The sequence below is a fragment of the Streptomyces sp. S.PB5 genome, assembly GCF_030403745.1.
In the GTDB taxonomy this organism is placed as follows: Bacteria; Actinomycetota; Actinomycetes; order Streptomycetales; family Streptomycetaceae; genus Streptomyces.
Genome location: NZ_JAQMWP010000007.1, coordinates 366,538 through 385,677, shown reverse-complemented (window position 1 = coordinate 385,677; position 19,140 = coordinate 366,538). Strand labels below are relative to the sequence as shown.

Annotated in this window: 15 protein-coding genes; 6 read left to right on the top strand and 9 right to left on the bottom strand. The window is 71.4% G+C overall.

All coding sequences use genetic code 11. The annotated features are described in order from the left end of the window. Position 1 precedes the first annotated feature (1 nt). Positions 2-1,264: an arginine deiminase gene (locus PH203_RS20635; protein WP_289921709.1), complete on the bottom strand. Its 1,263-nt coding sequence runs from the start codon at positions 1,262-1,264 to the stop codon at positions 2-4. 18 nt (positions 1,265-1,282) lie between these two features. Continuing rightward, positions 1,283-2,701, bottom strand: coding sequence for a basic amino acid/polyamine antiporter (locus tag PH203_RS20630; protein ID WP_289921708.1), 1,419 nt, complete (start codon positions 2,699-2,701; stop codon positions 1,283-1,285). A gap of 112 nt (positions 2,702-2,813) precedes the next feature. Between PH203_RS20630 and PH203_RS20625 the strand changes: the two genes are divergently transcribed. Both PH203_RS20625 and PH203_RS20620 read left to right on the top strand, forming a co-directional pair. Next, positions 2,814-3,914 carry a chemotaxis protein gene (locus tag PH203_RS20625; protein WP_289921706.1) on the top strand — a complete coding sequence of 367 codons (1,101 nt, stop codon included), beginning with the start codon at positions 2,814-2,816 and terminating at the stop codon, positions 3,912-3,914. Positions 3,915-3,993: 79 nt separating this feature from the next. Beyond that, entirely contained in the window at positions 3,994-4,383 is a 390-nt protein-coding gene (locus PH203_RS20620) for a hypothetical protein (RefSeq protein WP_289921704.1), read from the top strand. A gap of 27 nt (positions 4,384-4,410) precedes the next feature. Here the strand turns inward: PH203_RS20620 and PH203_RS20615 are convergent, their stop codons facing one another. Continuing rightward, complete coding sequence (locus PH203_RS20615) at positions 4,411-4,824, bottom strand: SsgA family sporulation/cell division regulator (RefSeq protein WP_289921702.1); 414 nt, start codon at positions 4,822-4,824, stop codon at positions 4,411-4,413. Between the two features lie 187 nt (positions 4,825-5,011). On the opposite strand from PH203_RS20615, the gene PH203_RS20610 reads away from it, so the two are divergent. Together PH203_RS20610 and PH203_RS20605 are read left to right on the top strand one after the other, a co-directional pair. Then, a complete protein-coding gene (locus PH203_RS20610) occupies positions 5,012-6,496 on the top strand; it encodes a sigma factor (RefSeq protein ID WP_289921699.1) in 1,485 nt (494 codons plus the stop codon). A gap of 265 nt (positions 6,497-6,761) precedes the next feature. Continuing rightward, positions 6,762-8,189 carry a SpoIIE family protein phosphatase gene (locus PH203_RS20605; protein ID WP_289921697.1) on the top strand — a complete coding sequence of 476 codons (1,428 nt, stop codon included), beginning with the start codon at positions 6,762-6,764 and terminating at the stop codon, positions 8,187-8,189. A 42-nt stretch (positions 8,190-8,231) separates the two neighbouring features. On the opposite strand, the gene PH203_RS20600 is transcribed toward PH203_RS20605, so the two are convergent. Further along, entirely contained in the window at positions 8,232-9,722 is a 1,491-nt protein-coding gene (locus PH203_RS20600) for a hypothetical protein (protein WP_289921695.1), read from the bottom strand. Between the two features lie 252 nt (positions 9,723-9,974). On the opposite strand from PH203_RS20600, the gene PH203_RS20595 reads away from it, so the two are divergent. Continuing rightward, positions 9,975-11,114: an aminoglycoside phosphotransferase family protein gene (locus PH203_RS20595; protein WP_289921694.1), complete on the top strand. Its 1,140-nt coding sequence runs from the start codon at positions 9,975-9,977 to the stop codon at positions 11,112-11,114. A 212-nt stretch (positions 11,115-11,326) separates the two neighbouring features. Further along, positions 11,327-13,282: an N-acetylmuramoyl-L-alanine amidase gene (locus PH203_RS20590; RefSeq protein ID WP_289921691.1), complete on the top strand. Its 1,956-nt coding sequence runs from the start codon at positions 11,327-11,329 to the stop codon at positions 13,280-13,282. Between the two features lie 241 nt (positions 13,283-13,523). On the opposite strand, the gene PH203_RS20585 is transcribed toward PH203_RS20590, so the two are convergent. The 5 genes from PH203_RS20585 to PH203_RS20565 all read right to left on the bottom strand — a co-directional run bounded on the left by PH203_RS20585 (position 13,524) and on the right by PH203_RS20565 (position 19,034). Further along, complete coding sequence (locus tag PH203_RS20585) at positions 13,524-14,018, bottom strand: hypothetical protein (RefSeq protein WP_289921689.1); 495 nt, start codon at positions 14,016-14,018, stop codon at positions 13,524-13,526. Positions 14,019-14,077: 59 nt separating this feature from the next. Beyond that, positions 14,078-16,975 carry an AAA family ATPase gene (locus PH203_RS20580; RefSeq protein WP_289921687.1) on the bottom strand — a complete coding sequence of 966 codons (2,898 nt, stop codon included), beginning with the start codon at positions 16,973-16,975 and terminating at the stop codon, positions 14,078-14,080. A 109-nt stretch (positions 16,976-17,084) separates the two neighbouring features. Further along, positions 17,085-17,699 (bottom strand): ABATE domain-containing protein, encoded by a 615-nt coding sequence (locus PH203_RS20575; RefSeq protein ID WP_289921686.1) that lies wholly within the window; start codon positions 17,697-17,699, stop codon positions 17,085-17,087. 37 nt (positions 17,700-17,736) lie between these two features. Beyond that, a complete protein-coding gene (locus PH203_RS20570) occupies positions 17,737-18,639 on the bottom strand; it encodes a universal stress protein (protein WP_289921684.1) in 903 nt (300 codons plus the stop codon). Between the two features lie 152 nt (positions 18,640-18,791). Next, on the bottom strand, positions 18,792-19,034 hold the full coding sequence (locus PH203_RS20565) for a DUF397 domain-containing protein (protein ID WP_289921683.1): 243 nt from the start codon (positions 19,032-19,034) through the stop codon (positions 18,792-18,794). Positions 19,035-19,140 lie beyond the last annotated feature (106 nt).

The window sequence follows — 19,140 nt, the reverse complement described above, 5'->3', positions numbered from 1 at the left end:
GTCAGAACTCCACCGAGTCACGCACGATCGGGCATGTCATACAGTGCCCGCCGCCGCGCCCTCGGCCGAGTTCGGCGCCGACGATGGTGATGACCTCGATACCGGCCTTGCGCAGCAGCGTGTTGGTCTGGGTGTTGCGGTCGTAGGTGAACACCACGCCGGGTTCCAGGGCGACCGCGTTGTTGCCGCTGTCCCACTGCTGGCGCTCGGAGGCGTAGACGTCTCCGCCGGTCTCCACGACCCGCAGACCGGGCAGCCCCAGCGCCTTGGCGACGACGTCCACGAACGGGGTCGAACCCTCGTCGACGAGTTCGACGCCGGGCGCCTTGTCGCTGGGGCGCAGGGAGAAGGTGTGGACAGCGTCCATGATGGCCGGGTAGAGCGTGACCAGGTCGCGGTCGGCGAAGGTGAACACCGTGTCGAGGTGCATCGCGGACCGCAGCTTCGGCATCCCGGCGACGACGACGTGCTCGGCGGCACCGTTCTTGAAGAGCGCTGCGGCCACCTGGGTGATCGCCTGGCGCGAGGTGCGCTCGCTCATGCCCATCAGGACGACGCCGTTGCCGACGGGCATGATGTCGCCGCCCTCGAACGTCGCCTGTCCCCAGTCCAGTTCGGGGTCGCCCCACCAGACGGTGGAGCCCGCGAAGTCGGGGTGGAAGCTGTAGACCGCCTTCATCAGCAGCGTCTCGTCGTGCCGGGCGGGCCAGTAGAGCGGGTTGAGGGTGAGGCCGCCGTAGAGCCAGCACGTGGTGTCGCGGGTGTAGAGGGTGTTGGGCAGCGGCGGCATCAAGTACTCGCGTACGCCGGTCGATTCGCGGGCGAGTTCGATGTAGGGGGTGCGGTGGTCCTCGGGCAGGTCGGTCGTCGCCAGGCCGCCGATCAGATACCTGGCCAGCCGCTCCGGTTCCAGGGACTCCAGATAGGTACGGGTGCTGTCGACGAGGCCGAGGCCGACCTCGTTGGCGACGATCTTCCGGTCCAGGAGCCAGTCCCGGGCGCCCGGCACCGCCATGGTCTGGGCGAGCAGATCGTGCAACTCCACGACCTCGACGTCGCGTTCACGGAGTTTGTTGACGAAGTCGGCGTGGTCGCGCTGGGCGTTCTCCACCCACATGACGTCGTCGAAGAGCAGGTCGTCGGAGTTGGTTGGGGTGAGCCTGCGGTGGGCGAGCCCGGGGGCACAGACCAGCACCTTGCGCAGTCTGCCGACCTCGGAGTGGACGCCGTACGCGGGACGGGTGGTGTCTTGGCTACTGGTCACGGTGCACCTTCCGGGACGTCACAGGCTGATCCAGCCCACTGCCAGGGCCACGATGCCGAGGACCGCGCCGGCCACCGACACGGCGAGGATGACCAATTCGCTCGGCGAGAACAGGCGTCGGCCCTGTTCCCTGCGCGCCATCACGAACAGCACGGTGGCGGGGGCGTAGATGATGAAGGAGACGAGCACGAACTTCAGGCCCGCCGCGTAGATGAGGAACGCGGTGTAGAGCGTGGCGATGACGGCGATCGCCAACTGGCCCAGTGGACCGCCCCGTCCGATCTTCACCGCGAAGCCCGCGGCCAGCAGGAACGGGATCAGCGTCAGCGCACTGGTCAGGTCGAGGGCGAAGTTGAAGGCGTCGTCGGAGAACAGGGTGACGACGAGGACGATCTGGCTGAGCACCGTGGACATCACGAGCGCCGGCACGGGCACGTCGGCCGCCGTGGCGCGCTTGAGGAAGCGGGGCATGTCGTCGTCCTTGGCGGCCACGTACAGCACCTCGGCCGCCATCAACGTCCAGGCCAGATAGGCGCCGAGGACGGAGACGATCAGACCGACACTGACGAAGACCTTGCCCCAGGTGCCGACCGCGTGCTCCAGCACCTCCGCCATGGAGGGCTGGCGCAGTTCGGCGATCTCCTCCATGGGCATGAGGCCGTACGACACGATCGTCACCGACGCGAAGATCGCGAAGACGCTCACGAAGCCGAGGATCGTGGCCCGGCCCACGTCCTCACGACGCCGCGCGTGCCGGGAGTAGACGCTCGCGCCCTCGACGCCGAGGAACACGAACACCGTGGCCAGCATGGTGCCCTTGACCTGGTTGAACAGTGAGCCCGCGTAGTCCGCGCCGCCGAAGTTGCCGGCGAAGACGCTCGGTTCGAGATAGAAGAGCGCCAGGATGACGAAGACGATGATCGGCACGACCTTGGCGACCGTGACGATGCGGTTGATCGCCGCCGCCTCCTTCACTCCCCGGCTGATCAGCGCGAAGAACAGCCAGAGCCCGACCGAGGACAGCACCACCGCGAGGGCCGTGTCGCCGTCGCCCAGCGCGGGGGCGATCGCGCCGATCGTCGACATGATGAGCACCCAGTACGTCACGTTGCCGACGCACGCGCTCGCCCAGTAGCCGAACGCCGAGAAGAAACCCAGGTATTCGCCGAATCCGGCTTTCGCGTAGGCGTAGACGCCCGCGTCGAGATCGGGCCTGCGCACCGCGAGCGTCTGGAAGACGAAGGCGAGCATCAGCATGCCGGTGCCGGCCACGGCCCAGGCGATGAGCGCACCGGCCACCCCGGTCTCCTGCGCGAACCGCCGCGGCAGGGAGAACACACCGGCGCCGACCATCGAGCCGACCACCATGGTGGTCAGCGTCGGCAGGGACAGCTTCGCGGCGGGGGGCGACTGGGTCTTGGTGTCGGCCTGACTCATCGGAGACCTACCGTCATGAGGAGACCCAAGCGACGCTAACAGCGAAATGTCCCGATTGCCTGACTTCCTTGCCCCTAATGCCCTCTCCGGCAATCAGTCCTATCGTGCTGATATGGAGCACGCACTCAGTCCCACAACCCTCTCCGAGCTCCGGCGCCCACGCCCCTATCCGGCGGTGTCCGTGCTGACTCCGACACATCGCCGCGAGCCCGACAACGCCCAGGACCCGGTCCGGCTGCGCAATGTCGTGGCCGAGGCCAAGAAACAGCTGGAAGCCGATCCCGCGGTTCCCCGGGAGCGGCGCATCGACGTCGCCCGCCAGCTCGACCAGGCCCTCGCCGAGGTGGACCTCGCACACGCCGAGGACGGTCTGGTCATCTTCGCCGCACCAGGTGAGCACCAGGTGTGGTCGCTCGCCCGCAGCGTGCCCGAACGTGTCGTGCTGTCGGACACCTTCCTCACCCGCAACCTCGTCTCCGCGCAGGCCTCCGAACGCCCCTTCTGGGTCCTGTCGGTCGCCCCCGACCGGGCCACCCTCTGGAACGGCGGCACCGACCGTGTCGCCGAGGACCGACTCGCGGGCTTCCCCCTCACCCGGGACCACCGCGAGAACTTCGACGCCGAGCGCCAGGAGCGGATCGGCGACATGCCGAGCACGTTCCGGGACGAGAGCACGCGTCACTTCCTGCGCGACGCCGACACCGCGATGGCCAAGATCCTCAGGGATCAGCCACGACCGCTCTACGTCACCGGCGAGCAGGCCGCGCTGTCCGTCCTGGACGAGGTCGGCACGGTCACCAAGAACGCGGTGCACGTCCCGCACGGCGGCCTCGCCCACGGCGCCCCGGACGCGGTGTGGCACGCGGTGCGGCCGCTGCACGAGGCGGAGACCCGCAAGGACACCGCCGCCGTGGCCCGCGAACTCGAGACGGCACGCGGCCGCCGGGCCTTCGCGGCCGGTGTCGACGAGGTCTGGCAGAACGCCCGCGAGGGCCGCGTCCGGCTGCTCGCCGTCGAGGAGAACTACCGGATCACCGTGCGTGACGCCGGCGGCGACCATCTGGTCCCGGCCGCGAGCGACGACGTCGACGCCCGCGAGGACATCGTGGACGAGATCGTCGAGCAGTGCCTGGAGACGGGCGCCGACGTCCGCTTCGTACCGGACGGCACCCTGGGCGACGCCCGGGGGATCGCGGGGGTGCTGCGCTACTGACGCCGACCTCGGGGACGACCACACTGCACGGAAAGGCCCTGACATGGCGCAGACATCCGGCGGGGTCCGACACCCCGACATGAGCGCACGACGCCTGGGCGGAGGCCTCACCCTCTTCGCCGGCTGGGCACTGGAACTGAGCGGGACGCTCAGCATCCTCCTCGGTGTCGTCGGCGTCACCCGCGACACCATCTTCAGCTCGCCCGACTACACCTACGAGTTCAGCCTGACCGCCTGGGGCTGGATCCACATCGTCGTGGGCATCGGGCTCGTCGCCGCCGGCCTCGGGGTGCTCCTCGGCAAGAGCTGGGGCACCGGGGCCGGCGCCGCGCTGGGCGCGGTCAGCCTGATCACACAGTTCATGTTCATCCCGTTCTATCCGCTGTGGTCGATCAGCGTGATGACGCTCGACATCGTCGCCGTCTGGACACTGGCCAGAGCCATGACGCCGGACGACTCGCGCCCCTGAAGCGGGACGGGCTGCGACCGGCCCCCTTCAGACGTTCCCGAACAGCGCGCTCAGCCCGCGCTCGACCTCCGCGCCGACGTCCTCCTGCCCGGCCGCCACGACCGCGTACGTGCGCAGCAGGAAGCGGCGCAGCGCGGAGGTGTCGAACTGGAGCAGGGCCAGCCCGTACGGCGAGTGCAGCTCCACGACCGTCCGGGCCCGGCCGCACGGCCACAGGTGCACGTCCCCGCTGCCCGCCGGACCGCGCAGGCCCGCCTCCAGCAGGGTGCGGGCGAAGGTCCAGCTGACCACCTCGCCGTCGAGGGACACCTCCGGCGGAAAGTCGAGGTGCACCGCGAGCGGGTCCGCGGAGGTGTAGCGCAGCGTCGTGGGAACGGGCAGCTCCTGCTCCTCGGCGGTGATCAGACGCGCCTGGGTGCGCTGCTCGATGTCGATGTCCATGGTCGGTCTCCACTCCGGGTCGGAGGTCGGCCGGATTGCCGATGTCTTTACGACCTCGCAGGTGCGGTCTGCATTACGCCGAAGCCCCGGTCAATTGATGTGACCTACGTCACCCTGAAAAGGTGCATTCTTCATTTAGGGTTACGAACTTGTCCGAACCCATCGCAGGGGAACGGAGAGTTCCTGCATGTCACCCGAGTCCGCCATATCCGCGTACACCCGCGTCTACGAGGAGGAGCAGCCGCGCCTGGTCGCCTACGCCCGCTCACTGACGGGCAACGCCTGGGTCGCGGAGGACCTGGTCGCCGAGGCGCACTTCCGGGTCTGGCGGCGGCTGTCCGCGGGGCACGAGGTCGACAACGTCCCGGCGTATCTGATGACGACCGTGCGCCATCTCGCGGCGACGGTCGGCACCCGCGCCGCGCGGGAGACGCCGGTGGACCCCTGGGCCGCCGAGGGGGTCGAGCCGCGCGTCACGGCCGACGATCCCGCGGAGCGCGTCTCCTCCGTCGACCTGCTGAACCGCGTGCTCGGCCAACTCCCGCAGCGGTGGGTCAAGGCACTGTGGCTCGCGGAGGCGGAGGGTGTCCCGATGGAGGACATCGGCCCCCGCATCGGCACCAAGCGGGGTGCCACCGCCGTACTCCTGCACCGGGCGCGCGAGGGTATGCGGCAGGCGTTCCTGCGGGCGCATCCCGGAACTCCGTCGGACCCCGCCTGCAAGGCGCACTGGGACCGCATGCCGGCCTACGTCCGTGAGGCGGCCACCCCTCGGCAGTCCGAGCAGCTCCACGCCCACCTCGACGACTGCCCCGACTGCCGCGCCCGCCTCGCAGCGCTGATGACCGCCAACGACCGCCTGCCCGCGCTGGCCGGTCCGGCACTGCTGGTCTTCGTCCTGGGCGGCTCGGGCAAGTTCCTGCTTCCGCTGGCCGCGGGGGCCGGTGCGGGTGGGCACGGGAGCGGCCTGCTGCACGCCGTACGTCATGTCGTGACCGGCGGTTCCAAGGCACCGGCCGCCGCGATGACCGCCATCGGGGCGACCGTGGCGGGCGCCGCGGTGGCCGCCGGGATCGTGCTGAGCAGCGCGGGCGAGTCCACGCCGGTGCCGCAGCAGCGGGCCGCGACCGTGCTTCAGACGCAGGGGGCCGACCAGGAGACGGCGCCTGCGGAGGAGCGGGGCGAGGAGGAACGGGGCAGGGAGGAACGGGGCGGGCAGGAGCGGGGCGCCGAGGCGGCCGACGATCCCGGAACCATGGCCGGGGAAGCGGCGCCGACTGCGGCGAGCCCGGTGGTTCCCGAGGCGGGGGTGGCGGTGCCTGAAGAAGCGGTCCCCCCGTCCGAGGTGGCGACTCCGGAGGGCACGCCGTCGCAGCCCGAGCCGACGGCGCCGGTCACGACGCCGGGGATCACCCCGACACCTGGTCGAACCCCGACCCCGACCGCGACCCCGACCCCGACCGCGACCCCGACACCTACTCCGACACCGACCCCCACACCCACGGCGGTCCTCCCGACCCCCACCCCAACGCCGACCGTGGTCATTCCGACGCCCACACCCGCGTCACCGACGCCCGTCGTCCCCACGCCGACCCCGACCCCCGAACCCACCGGCGGAACCCAGGTGTGCGAGCCCTGGCACGGCCCGATCTACATCTGCTACACCCCATAGAACACAAGGCCGTCGAACACATAAATGAATGCCAACCCGGAGCCCCGGACGATCCGTCAACTCACGTACGCTGACTACGACTTGCCCCACCGGGCGAGGTACGCCAAACGCACGGTGAAACCCCTCCGTGAAGACTGTGGCATATGCCAGAAGCACCACCGTATCGTGTGTTGCCAAATCCCTTACAGGGCGTCGCGGGCTGTGCCACAGTCGTAACGGTCCCTCCGCCAGCCTTTGGTCGTATCTCCCCGCATCGGAGCGCGTCATGCCGTCCCACCTCTCTGCGGACCGCCCAGCCGCCCAGCCGCCAGGCCCCGGCTCGGTCGACGCGCTCATATCGCAGACGCGGCGGCTCAAGGGCGACGTGGACGCCGTACGACGGGACGCGCAGGACGACGGATCGGACCCGCAGGGACGCTGGCAGCGCGCGCTGTACGACCTGGCACTGCACCAACTCAACGACCTCGACGAGCACTTGGGGCAGTTGCGGGACGGACCGCCGGTGCCGACGTCGGTCGATGCCGCGCCCGCCCCCCGGGCCGTGCCGACCGCTCCCCGGCGTGGCTCCCTGCTCAGCAGGGTCGGCAGCGCGGAGTGGAACCTGCTGACGGACGAAGCGAATTGGTCCGGGGAGCTCTACCAGATCCTGGGCCGCGACCCCGCCGCTCCCCCGCTCACCCTCGACGAGCTGCCGTCCCTGGTGCTCGACGAGGACCGGGCGAAGCTGACGTCGATGGTCACGGACTGCCTGGTCGACGCCAAGCCCATCGACGGGGAGTTCCGGGTGGTCCACCCGGACGGTGCCGTGCGCACCGTGCACATGATGGGCGAGCCCGTGCTCGACACCGACGGCAGCACCGCGTCCATGTGGGCCGTGCTGCGGGACGTGAGTGAACTGCGCCGCAGCCAACGGGCGGTGAGCGAGACCCGTGACTCGCTCCAGCGCCACCAGCACCGCGCGCAGACCGAGCACCGGCTCGCGGTCGAGCTGCAGGAGGCTGTGCTGCCGCCGTGGCGCGGCTCCCTGCGGCTCCCGCAGCACGGCCCCAGGACCCTGGACCTGGCGGCGCACTATCTGCCGGCGTCGACCAGCGCACTGATCGGCGGCGACTGGTACGACGCCCTCGAACTCGCCGACGGCGACATGCTGCTCAGCGTCGGCGACCTCACCGGGCACGGCGTGGCCGTGACGTCCGGCATGGCCACGCTGCTCGGTGCCGTGCGCGGCATGGCGATGGCGGGCACCGAGCCGGGGCAACTGCTGTCCTGGCTCAATCAGTTACTCGACGCCACCGTGCAACCCGCGCTCGGCAGTGCGGTCTGCTGCCGCTACCGGCCCGAGACGCGCACCCTCGTGTGGGCACAGGCCGGGCACCCCGCCCCGCTGCTCTTCCGCAACGGGACGGGGCGCAGGCTGAACGCACCGGACGGCGTCCTGCTCGGTGCGACCTCGGGCGCCGCCTACGAGCAGGCCGAAGAGCCCCTCGAAACCGGCGACCTGCTCCTGCTGCACACCGACGGGCTGCTGCCCAGGAACAACGAGAGCGAGGCCGTGCACCGTCTCCTCGACCTGGCCCCGCGCTTCGACGAGGCGAGCACCGCACAGGACTGCGTACGGATGGTCGTGGAGGAGTTCGGCGAGACCGAGCGCGACGACGACGCCTGCGTACTCATCGCCAAGGTGACTGTCTAAAAGGTGACTGTCTAAGAGTTACGAGAACGGCGCACAAACCCCCTATGCCCGTGCGCTGTTGCCGCTCTTCACCGGCCTCGGCAGCGCCAGCTTGATCTCCTCCCTCAGCTCATGGATCTTCGGGTAGCTGGAGTACTCGGCGGTGAGCCGGTACATCTGGCGCAGCCGGTCCCAGGTGCGGTGCGAGGAGTTCGACCCCATCGACACCAGGGCCAGCCGGGCGTACCGGTCCGCCTGTTCCGGGTCGTCCGCGATGAAGCAGGCGGAGGCCATCGACAGGAAGTCGAAGATCTTCGACCGCTGCCGTCCGTCGACCCGCAGGGCCAGGGCCTTCTCCGCGTAGTGCTGGGCGTGCGCGGCCGCACCCGGCTCGTGCTCGGCCAGCGTGCGGTAGGCCAGGGCCTGCATGCCGTACAGATCCTCCTCCTTGAACATCTGCATCCAGCTCGGCGGCGGTACGTCGCCCCGGTCGGAGACGAAGAGGTCCTCCGCCCGGCCGAGGGTGCGGCGCATGGCCTGGCCCTTGCCCATGGAGGCCTGCGCCCAGGCCTCGATGGTGTAGAGCATCGCCTTGGTCCGCGGCAGCACCTCGTCGCCGGAGCCGGACTGGGCGAGCTTCATGAGGTCGAGTGCGTCGTCGGGCCGGCCCAGGTGCACCATCTGGCGAGCCGCTCGGGAGAGCGCCTCCCCGGCGCGGGGCCGGTCGCCGCCCTCTCGGGCCGCGTGGGCGGCGATGACGAAGTACTTCTGGGCCGTGGGCTCCAGGCCGACGTCATGTGACATCCAGCCCGCGAGGACGGCGAGGTTGGCCGCGACGCCCCACAGGCGCCGCTGGAGATGGTCGGGGTGTCGGTAGGCGAGCATGCCGCCCACCTCGTTGAGCTGGCCTACGACTGCCTTGCGCTGCAGCCCGCCGCCGCGGGCCGCGTCCCACGCCCGGAACACCTCGACGGAACGCTCCAGTTCCTCGATCTCCTGAGATCCGATGGGGGCGGCCTCATAGCGGTCGAACCCAGCGGGGTCGGCGTGCAGGGGATCGTCGAAACGGGGAGCGTCGGCCGTCAGGGCCGGATCGGTGTGGAGCCAGTCGTGCATGGCGCTGCTGAGTGCGGATCCTGCGGCGAGCGCGGCACCCGCGCCCACCAAGCCGCGTCGGTTGAGCATGAGGTCCATTCCCGTGAATTCGGTGAGGACCGCAGCCGTCCGCTCGGGCGCCCACGGCACACCGTCGGGATGTTCCGCACTCCCGCCGCCCTGCCGTTTCCCCGTGCGCCCGTGCCGGACCAGACCGAGGTCCTCGATGGTCACGACACGGCCGAGACGCTCGGTGAACAGGGCAGCCAACACTCGGGGCACCGGGTCGCGCGGGATCTCTCCCATGTCGATCCAGCGCCGCACCCGTGAGGTGTCGGTCGACAGCTGGGGGTGGCCCATGGCCGCCGCCTGCCGGTTGACCAGCCTCGCGAGTTCACCCTTGGACCAGCCGGCCAGGCCGAACAGGTCCGAAAGTCGGGTGTTGGGTTGTCCGCTCACGTCAAGCCCCCAGGTTCTCGGCTGAGTTGACAGTAGCCCGGTGAGAGTTGCCGAGCGACTATTCGCCAGGGTTCGCCAGGGTGCGCCAGATGGTGTGCCACTGGGCGATGGGTGTCAGGTAGGAACGCGCCACCCCGACTCGGCCGCCGCCATATGACGGATGCATTCCCCAGGGTGCACCCGGGCGGCCGGGCCGGGTAGCGCACTTGCACAGACATGCACTGCAGGCACACGAAGGGATCTGTCTCGCCCATGTACGCAGCATCGTCCTCCGTGTCCGCCCCGCCCCGGTCGCTGCACCCCCGCCCGGCGGGCAGCGGCCCCTACCTCGACCCCGCTCGCCCGGCGGCCCCCGTGCTCGGAGCCGGCAGGACGCGGCGCGTTCCGGGGATCGGAACCCAACCGCTCAGCGGGAGACTCGACTTGTCCGGCCCTCAGGGCGCGCAGTTGCGTACGGCGATCGCCTCGGTGCACCGGATCTGTCCGGAGTTCGCTCCGGTCCAGGTGCTGCGCCGCAGCGGACGTTCCGTCCTCCTGGTGGGGACGACCGGGCGCAGCACCGCCGTCGCGAAGTGTTTACTGGACAACTCCCCCGCGTGGGCCGAGCGGATCCGGCACGAGATAGCGGCATACCGTTCCTTCGTCCGGCATCGCCCGCCCGTGCGGGTGCCGCGACTGATCGCGGCGGACCCGGACAACTGCACTCTGGTGATCGAGCGGATGCCGGGGCGCGTGGCGGCACTGCACCGGCACCCGGCAGAGGCACCTCCGCGGGCGGACATCCGCGCCGCGCTCGGCGCCGTCTGCCGGCTGAACGCCTGGCGGCCACCGGCGGGCACCTTCGACGCCCCGCTGGACTACGCGGCCCGTATCTCCCGCTACCACGAGCTAGGGCTGCTCACCGACCGGGACATGGGCGACCTGCAGAAGCTGCTGCACGGCATCGCGGCGACCTCGGGGCGGCACGGCATGGGCCAGTTCTGCCACGGCGACGCCCTGCTCTCCAACATCCTTCTCTCACCGGCCGGTCCAGTGCTGGTGGACTGGGAGCACGCGGGCTGGTATCTGCCGGGCTACGACCTGGCGACGCTGTGGTCGGTGCTCGGGGACGCACCGGTGGCCCGTCGTCAGATCAGCCAGATCGCACAGTCGGCGGGGCCTGCCTCACGTGACGCGTTCCTGGTGAACCTGATGCTCGTACTGACCCGTGAGATCCGTACCTATGAGACGGCCGTGCAGCGTTCGATGCACGACACGACCCCGGCGGCACCGGGAGTGGCCCACCCAGGTGCTGCGCCGTCCGGCGAGGAGCAGCGGCTGCTGCTGCGGCGGCTGCACGACGACTGCCAGCTGGCCCGACGGGCCGTGCGTGCGGCGGTCGGCACTCGCTGACGGGGACGTCGGTCCGCGGTGCGCCCTGGGACAACGGCGCACCGCGGACCTTCGTATGTCCGCATGTGACGGGCGAAACTCCCGGGAACCCTGGTTGACAAGGGAAATCCCGTGCTTCTGGGCATGATTGACGGATCGTCGGCAAGCCGGTACCACTGACGCACGCCCGGCCCCGTACGGCTCATCGCACCCGACCGTCCCAGGAGGCTGCCATGCGAGGATCCGACCCCACCAGTTCCTCAGGGCACAGACACAGACGGGCCGCCGTCGGCGCGGCCGCCACCGCGGCACTGCTGCTCCCCCTGCTCGGCGCGGCCCCCTCCGGCACCCAGAGCTCGGCGAGCAGCCTTCAGCTGGCGTTCGCCTCGGCGGCCGCCGAGTACCGGGTGCCGCAGAGCGTCCTCCTCGGCGTCTCCTATCTCCAGTCGCGCTGGGACGCGCACGCCGGAGCCCCGAGTGTGACCGGCGGCTACGGCCCGATGCACCTCACCGACGCCCGTGCCGCCCTCGCGGAGGCCACCCACCACAGCGAGGGCACGGAGGACGCCCGCGGAGACAGCGCCCGCGCGGCCCTGCTGCCCACCACCGAGGCACCGGTTCCGACCGGGTTCCCGGCCCGTCTGAGGACCTTGCCGAAGGCGGCGGAACTGACCGGCCTGAGCGCCGAGGAGCTTCGTACCGATGCCGCGGCGAACATCGCCGGCGGTGCCGCGCTCCTCGCGGCCGCCCAGAAGGACATGGGCGAGCCGCTCAGCGAGGACCCGGCGGACTGGTACGCGGCGGTGGCGCGGTTCTCGGGCGCGGACGACACGGCCACCGCGGCTGCGTACGCCGATGATGTGTACGACGTGATCCGCACCGGCGAGGAGCGCGCCACGGACGCCGGTCAGCTGGTGGCCCTGGCGGCCCAGCCGGGCATCGCCCCCGACACCGCGCAGCTGCGGCAGGCCGGTCTGCGGACGCTCTCCGCGGGGGCCACGGAGTGCCCGAAGTCGGTGTCCTGCGAGTGGATCCCGGCGCCGTACGAGGAGTTCGGCGACAACGACTACGGCAACCACGACCTGGGCAACCGGCCGAAGTCCCAGAGCATCAGGTACATCGTCATCCATGACACCGAGGGCGCCTGGGAGGGTGTCCTCAACATGGTCCAGGACCCCACCTATGTGTCCTGGCAGTACACCCTCCGCTCCACCGACGGCCATGTCGCCCAGCATGTGAAGGCCAAGGACGTCGCCTGGCACGCGGGCAACTGGTACGTCAACGCCAAGTCGATCGGTCTGGAGCACGAAGGGTTCCTGGCGAATCCGGACGCCTGGTACACGGAGGCCATGTACCGGTCCTCGGCCCGTCTGGTGAAGTACCTCGCCGCGAAGTACGACATCCCGCTGGACCGGCAGCACATCATCGGGCACGACAATGTGCCGGGCCCGACCGCGTCCACCATCGGCGGGATGCACACCGACCCCGGCCCGTACTGGGACTGGCGCCACTACTTCGAGCTGCTCGGCCGGCCCTTCGGGGCGACCGCCGGCAAGCACGCCGGTGTGGTGACCATCCGTCCCGACTACGCGACGAACCGGCCCGAGTACACCGGCTGCGTCACCAAGGGCGAGCCGTGCGCCGCGCACGGATCGAGCGAGGTACGGCTGTACTCCGGCCCCGGCGAGGACTACCCCCTGATCAAGGACATCGGCCTCGGTACGACGCCGGGGACCGGGGTGAACGACATCTCCTCACGGGTCTCCACCGGCCAGCAGTACGCGGTCGTCGAGCGCAAGGGCGACTGGACGGCGATCTGGTACCTGGGCCTGAAGGCCTGGTTCAGGAACCCCGGGAAGAATCCGGCCGCGGTCCCGGCGTCCGGGCTGCTGGTGACCCCCAAGGCCGGTCTCGAGGAGATCCCGGTGTACGGACGCGCCTACCCCGAGGCCTCCGCGTACCCGGCGGGGGTGCCCGTGCAGACGGTGTCGCCGCTGCCGTACAAGCTGCTGAAGGGGCAGAAGTACGTGGCCGGCGAGAAGGTGCCGGGTGAGTACTACTACGCGGTCACCTTCACCACCGACTCGCACCAGGTCGTGGTCGGGAAGGATCTGTACTACGAGATCCAGTTCGGTCACCGGGTGGCGTTCGTGCGGGCCGCGGACGTGGATGTGCGGGTCTCGCGGTAGGGGCGGAGCGGTGTGCGGGGGTCCGGCAATTGTCTGGACTGGCGATCGGGGGCTACTGGACAACTCCCCGCGGCGGAAAGCTGAGCTCATGGCACCTCGGGACACCGTTGCGGCGAACGGTACGGGGGTGTTCCGGGTGCCGCCGCGGTGGGCCTGACGGCCTTGCCCGCGGGCGGGCTCCGGAGGGTCGTGGACGGGGGGAACCCGACCTTCCGGAGCCCACGGGACGATGGGGGCCGGATCAGCTCTGCTGGAAGAGCTCCGCCGGCAGCGGCTTCAGCAGGGCGTACAGGTCGTCCGTGATCGGACGGTCCCATGCGGCGATGGTCACCAGGACGTTGTCGCTGCGGTCGAACTGCACGCAGGAGATCCGGCCCTCGGAGAGCTTGAGGCGGCGCACGATCAGAAGGTTGTCGCCCTGCATCACCGGGGTGTCCTCGCTGCCCACGACGGTCACCTCCTCGTCGTTCTCCAGCGCGAGCAGCAGCTGGGCCACCTCGAAGGGGACCTCGCCGTCGTCGAGGTCGCGGGCCGGGGAGCCCTCGGGGAGGTTGCCGATGATCATCGCGGGGCCGCGGCCGCCGAAGAGGTCGTAGCGCAGGAAGACGCCCTGGCAGGTGCCGTCGGGGGCGGGCAGGAGGCCGGCGCCGAGGTTGCCGGGCCAGTCGCCCGGGTCCATGGCCAGGACGTCGAAGTCGGGGCCGGCGGGGGTTGCGCGGCGGCGGAGGAACGACATGCGCCCATGGTACGGGGCCGCGTCGGTGGCCGTGCGACTGCGGGTACCGGGGGCGGCCCTCAGGGTGCCAGTCCCGACGGCGGTTTCAGAGCCTCTGCCAGTCCGGTGTTGTCCGTCCCCATTTTTCTGTAGACCGCCGACAGCAGACGGACCACCGTCGGCTCGTCCACGTTCAGGTCCTTTGCGATCTCCGCCCTGGTTCGGCCCTCTGCCGTCATGGTGGCTGCCGTGCGCTCGCGGGTCGTCAGGGTGTCCGTGTCCGTCGTGTGCAGGCGACGCGGCCGCAGTCCCGCCGCGGCCAGTTCGTCCCGTGCCTCCTCCACCAGACCGTCCGCGCCGCACAGGACCGCCGCGTCCAGCCCCCTGTAGAGGTGCTCCGCCGCCTCCGTCGGCCTGCCCGTGCGCCGTAGCTCCGTGCCCAGGGCCACCAGCGCGCACGCCAGCTCGTATGCGGCCGGCGAGCACTCCAGGTGGGCGACCGACTCCTCCAGGTATTTCACCCGTACCGAGCCGGAGGAGACCTCGGCCGCCGTGCGCAGGGCCGTGCCGATGGCGGACGGGGTGCCGAACTGGCGGGCTCGGGCCAGCGCTTCCAGGGCCGTGGCGACCGCGCGTTCGGGGGCGTCATGGCTCTCGGCGCGGGCCAGGTGGAGCTGCCAGGGGCACCAGGCGGGGTTGCGGATGCCGCGGGGGTCGAGGCGGCGGCCCGCCGCGGCGAGCTCGGCGGCGGCGTCCTTGGTGAGGCCGCGGGCGAGGAGCAGTTCGCCGTACACGGTCTGGACGTCGGGGAAGACGACGGCGGCCGGGAAGGGTTCGCTGAAGGAGTAGTCCTCGGCGGTCCGGGCGGCCTCCGTCACGCGTCCGCGGGCGAGCAGCACCTCGATGAGGATGCCGACGGCGTACCAGTGGGCGGGGGTGCCCGGTCCGACGCGTTCGGCGAGCCGGAGGCCCGCGCGGACGAAGTCCTCGGCCTCGGCGAGGCGGCCGCGGCGGTAGCGGACGTACGCCAGGAGGGTGTAGCCGAAGGAGAGGTGGGCGCCGTGCCAGCCCTGGCGTTCGAAGTCGGCGATCCCGGCGGCGAACAGTTCCTCCGTGCGGCCGGGACGGTCGGCGTACATGAAGGCCAGGGCGACGAGGACGGGTACCTCGAAGCCGCGGTCGGACTCGGCCCAGCCGAGGCCGCCGGTGAGGGCGCGTTCGGCGTGGTGGAGGGCCACGTGGGCGGGTTCCCCGCGCAGGATCGCGTCCCAGGTGCGCAGTCCGATGATGTACCGCTCGGTGAGGTCGCGGCCCCCCAGGCGGTCGGCGAGTTTGGTGAGGCGGCGGGAGCGCGAGGGGTGGTCGGGTTCGTCGGCGCGGAAGGCGTCCCACATGAACTGTTCGGCGACCATGCGCAGTTTGACGCGGGCGTCCTCGGTGACGCGGATCTCGCGGGCGAGGGTCTCGGATGCCTCGGCGAGGCGGTCGCTGTGGGCGAGGACCTGGGAGAGGCGGTAGACGATGTGGTGCCTCAACTCCCGGTTAGCGATTGGCTCTTCGAGAGCGGCGCGCAGATGGTTGACCGTGGTGGCCGGTTCGGTGAGGAGGGAGGCGCTGCCCAGTTCGTACAGGACGGCGGCCCGCTCCTCGAAGGGCGGGGGTTCGCGCAGGGCGCGGGCGAGGTAGCTGCGGGCGGCGTCGGGGGCGCCGGAGCGGAGGGTCTCGCCCGCGGCGGCGCGCAGTTGCTGGACGACCCAGGTGTCGCCGTCGGGGTGGGTCTCCAGGAGGTGGCGGGCGGCGGCGGAGGGGCCCTGTCCGTCGTTGATGAGGCACCAGGCGGCCTGGCCGTGCAGGGCGACGCGGACGCCGGAGGGGATGGCGCGGTAGACGGCGGTGGCGATCAGCGGGTGGACGAACTCCAGGGTCTCGGCGCCGGTGAGGATCCGGGCGCCGCGCAGCGCGTCGGCGGCGTCGGCGGCCTCCTCGTGGCCGAGTCCGGCGACGGCGGCCGCCAGCGCGGGGTGGATCTCGGTGCCGAGGACGGCGCAGGCCCAGGCGAAGCGGACGGTGGAGGTGCCGAGGCGTTCGAGGCGGGCGATCAGTCCGCTGCCCTTGACGGCGGCGGCGAGGTCGCGCAGCAGATGGGCCCCGGCCTCGGTGGGGGTGAGGCCGCGGTCGCGGACCTTGGCGGTGAGTTCGACGGTCTCGAAGGGGTTGCCCGCGGTGACGGCCCAGCACTCGCGGCAGAACGCGTCGTCGGCGTAGGTGCCGAGCGCCTCGCGCACGAGTCCGGCGACGGCGACGGCGCTGAGCGGTTCCAGGTCGATGGGACGGCCGCCGGCCCTCCCGGGCAGTCCCCTGAACGACTCGGCGTGGTCGGGGAGTTCGTCCGGCCGGTAGGCCACGACCAGCAGGAGCGGGAGTTCCTCGGCGCGCGGCGCGAACGCGGCCAGCCAGCGCAGGGATTCGGGGTCCGCCCAGTGCGCGTCGTCGAGGGCGAGGACCATCGGAGCGCGCTGCACGGCGAGATGGGTGAGCACCCAGTCCAGGCCGTCCCGCAGGCCCTGCTGGTCGGGCGGGGCGCCGTCGGTCGGCGCGCACAGGCCGAGAGCGGGGCCGACGATGTCGTACCAACTGCCCAGCTGTGAACGGAGATCGGCCTCCGCCGCGCCGGCGAACTGGGGTTGCAGCAGCTGCCGGGCGACATGGAAGGCGACGCGCTGCTCCTGGTCGCCGCCGCGGGCGGAGAGCACCGTGCAGCCGCGGGCGGCGGCCCGCCTGCGTACTTCGGCCAGCAGGGTCGTCTTGCCGATCCCGGCGCGCCCGGCGAAGGCGAGGAGGGCGCCACGCGGCCGGCCGGCCGACTCGGCACCGTCTGCGCGCAGACCGGTGAGCTCGCCCAACGCCTCGTCGACGGCGGCGAGTTCACTCTCACGCTCGAAGAGCGTCCGATTGCTCCTTGCATTGCGCCGGCCCATGCCGCACCCCCTGTCACGGTGGTGCGTCCGCGCGGGGAGCAGGCGCGCACCGTGACCTACAGGCACCTCAGCGTACGCCTGCCGGGGGTCCCGCGAACCTGTTCGGCCGTTACTGGCCGAGGCTGTCGGCGCTCTTCCTGTGCCGCTCGTGGTGGCGGGCGACCCGTGCCCGGTTTCCGCAGGACGGTTTGCACCATTCCTGCCGTGGATGCTCCTTGATGAAGTACCGCACGCAGCGCGGCGCGTGACAGGCACGCAGCCGCTGCCGTTCGGGGCCGGCGAGGAAGGCGACGGCGGCCTGCGCGAGCGTCGCGGCGAGGTCTCGTCCGCCGCTGACCGGCTCGTGGTCCACGACGGGTTCGCCGCCCTCGGCCCAGTGCAGCACGGGGACGGTGGGGGTGCGGGCGGCCGCCGCGTTGAGCCGCTCGACCGCCTCGGGCACCGGCATGAGCCGCGCCGCGTCGGCGGGGCTCGGCTCCGAGGGACGTACCGCGCGGGCGAAGAGGGCGCGGACGGCGGCGCGCAGTTCGCGGACGGCGGCGAGGTCGGCGTCGGCGGGGACGTGGGCCGCGGCGTCCCGCACGATGCCCGGATGCGCGCGGACCCAGGCGGTGAGGCCGGCCAGGTCGGTCAGGTCGTCGGCGACGCCGCCGTGGCCGTCGTGGCGGATGGTGAGGGCGAGGTCGAGGGCGAGCCGGGCGTCACCGCTGATCGAGTCCTGCATGGACCCGATGATAATGGACCTAATGACAGGGGGGCCGTCATCCATTAGAGGGTGCCGGTGGAACCACCGCGACCGGGCTCGCCGCGTGCAGCAGGACCGCCTGGGTCACCGAGCCCATCATGCGGGCGGGGGCCAGCAACCGGCGCCGGTGGCGGCCGACGACGACCAGGTCGGCACCCTTGGACGCCTCGACGAGGTGGCCGGCCGCGTCACCCGGAGCGATCCAGGGGTCGGTCCGGACGGCGGGGTGACGCTGGCGGTGCGGGGCGAGGAAGCCCTCGGTGAGGGTGCGGGTCTCGCCCTCGACGGCGTCCTGGTCGACCGTCACCGGCACGAGTTCGCCCGGCATCGCCCAGTTCTGCAGCGGCCACTGGTAGGCGGCGACGACCTGAAGCCGGGCGCCGCGCAGGGCGGCCTCGGTGAAGGCGAAGGCGAGCGTCGCCTCGTCAGGGCTGTCGGCCCGGAGGCCGACGACCACCCGCGGCCCCGGCTCGGCCGGCGTCCCGTCCTGGATCCGGCGCCCCGGCTTCGGGACGACGACCACCACGCACTCCGCGTCCCGTGCGGCGGCCATGCCGTTGGAGCCGAGCAGCAGACCGGCGAAGCCACCGCGCCCACGGGAGCCGAGCACCAACAGCTGGGCGGTGGCGCCCAGTTCGGGCAGGACCGCACTGGGGACGCCCTCCAGAGCGAGGTACTCCAGCGCCGGACGTTCGACGCGTCCCGCCAAATAGCGGCGCACCTGGCCGAGGACCGTGTCGCCCTCGGCCTCGGGCCGCCCGGCGGGCAGCACCTCGGGCCCGGCCCACGCGGGGTACTGGTGCACATGGACCACCCGCAGTGGCGCCTCGCGCACCAGGGCCGCCTCGAACGCCCAGTCCAGGGCGACCAGGCTGTCGTCCGAACCGTCCACCGCCACGATGACCGGCAGGGTGCTCATGGGTTCCTCATCTCCGGAGTACGACCTCCCCCGGGGCCGGCGTCGCTCAGGCGACGGCCCCGGGAGGCTGCTCAAGGTCGCGTGTCCGGAAAAACGGGTGAACCACCCCCGGATCGGCCCGTCAGGTCATGCCGGACCCGAACCGCTCGTCATCACGTGAGGTCGAACTCCCCTTCCCTCGCCCCCGACACGAAGGCACCCCACTCGGCAGGGGTGAAGATCAAGGAAGGGCTCTCCGGGCGGCCGCTGTTGCGCATCGCGATGAATCCCTCGACAAAGGCGATCTGGACATCCCCCAGGCCGCGGCTGCTGGACTGCCATTCGGCGGTGGTCAGGTCCAGCTCGGGCTTGTCCCAGCCCATGAGCGGCTGCTGCTGGATGGTGGTCTCGGCCACGTCCGTGCTCCTCCCGATTGCGTCGTCCGCGGGTCAGCCTAGCGATCGTCCCCGACCGCGGACAGGCCACGTGAGGAGGACCTTTCGGTGACCTTCCGGGAGGCAT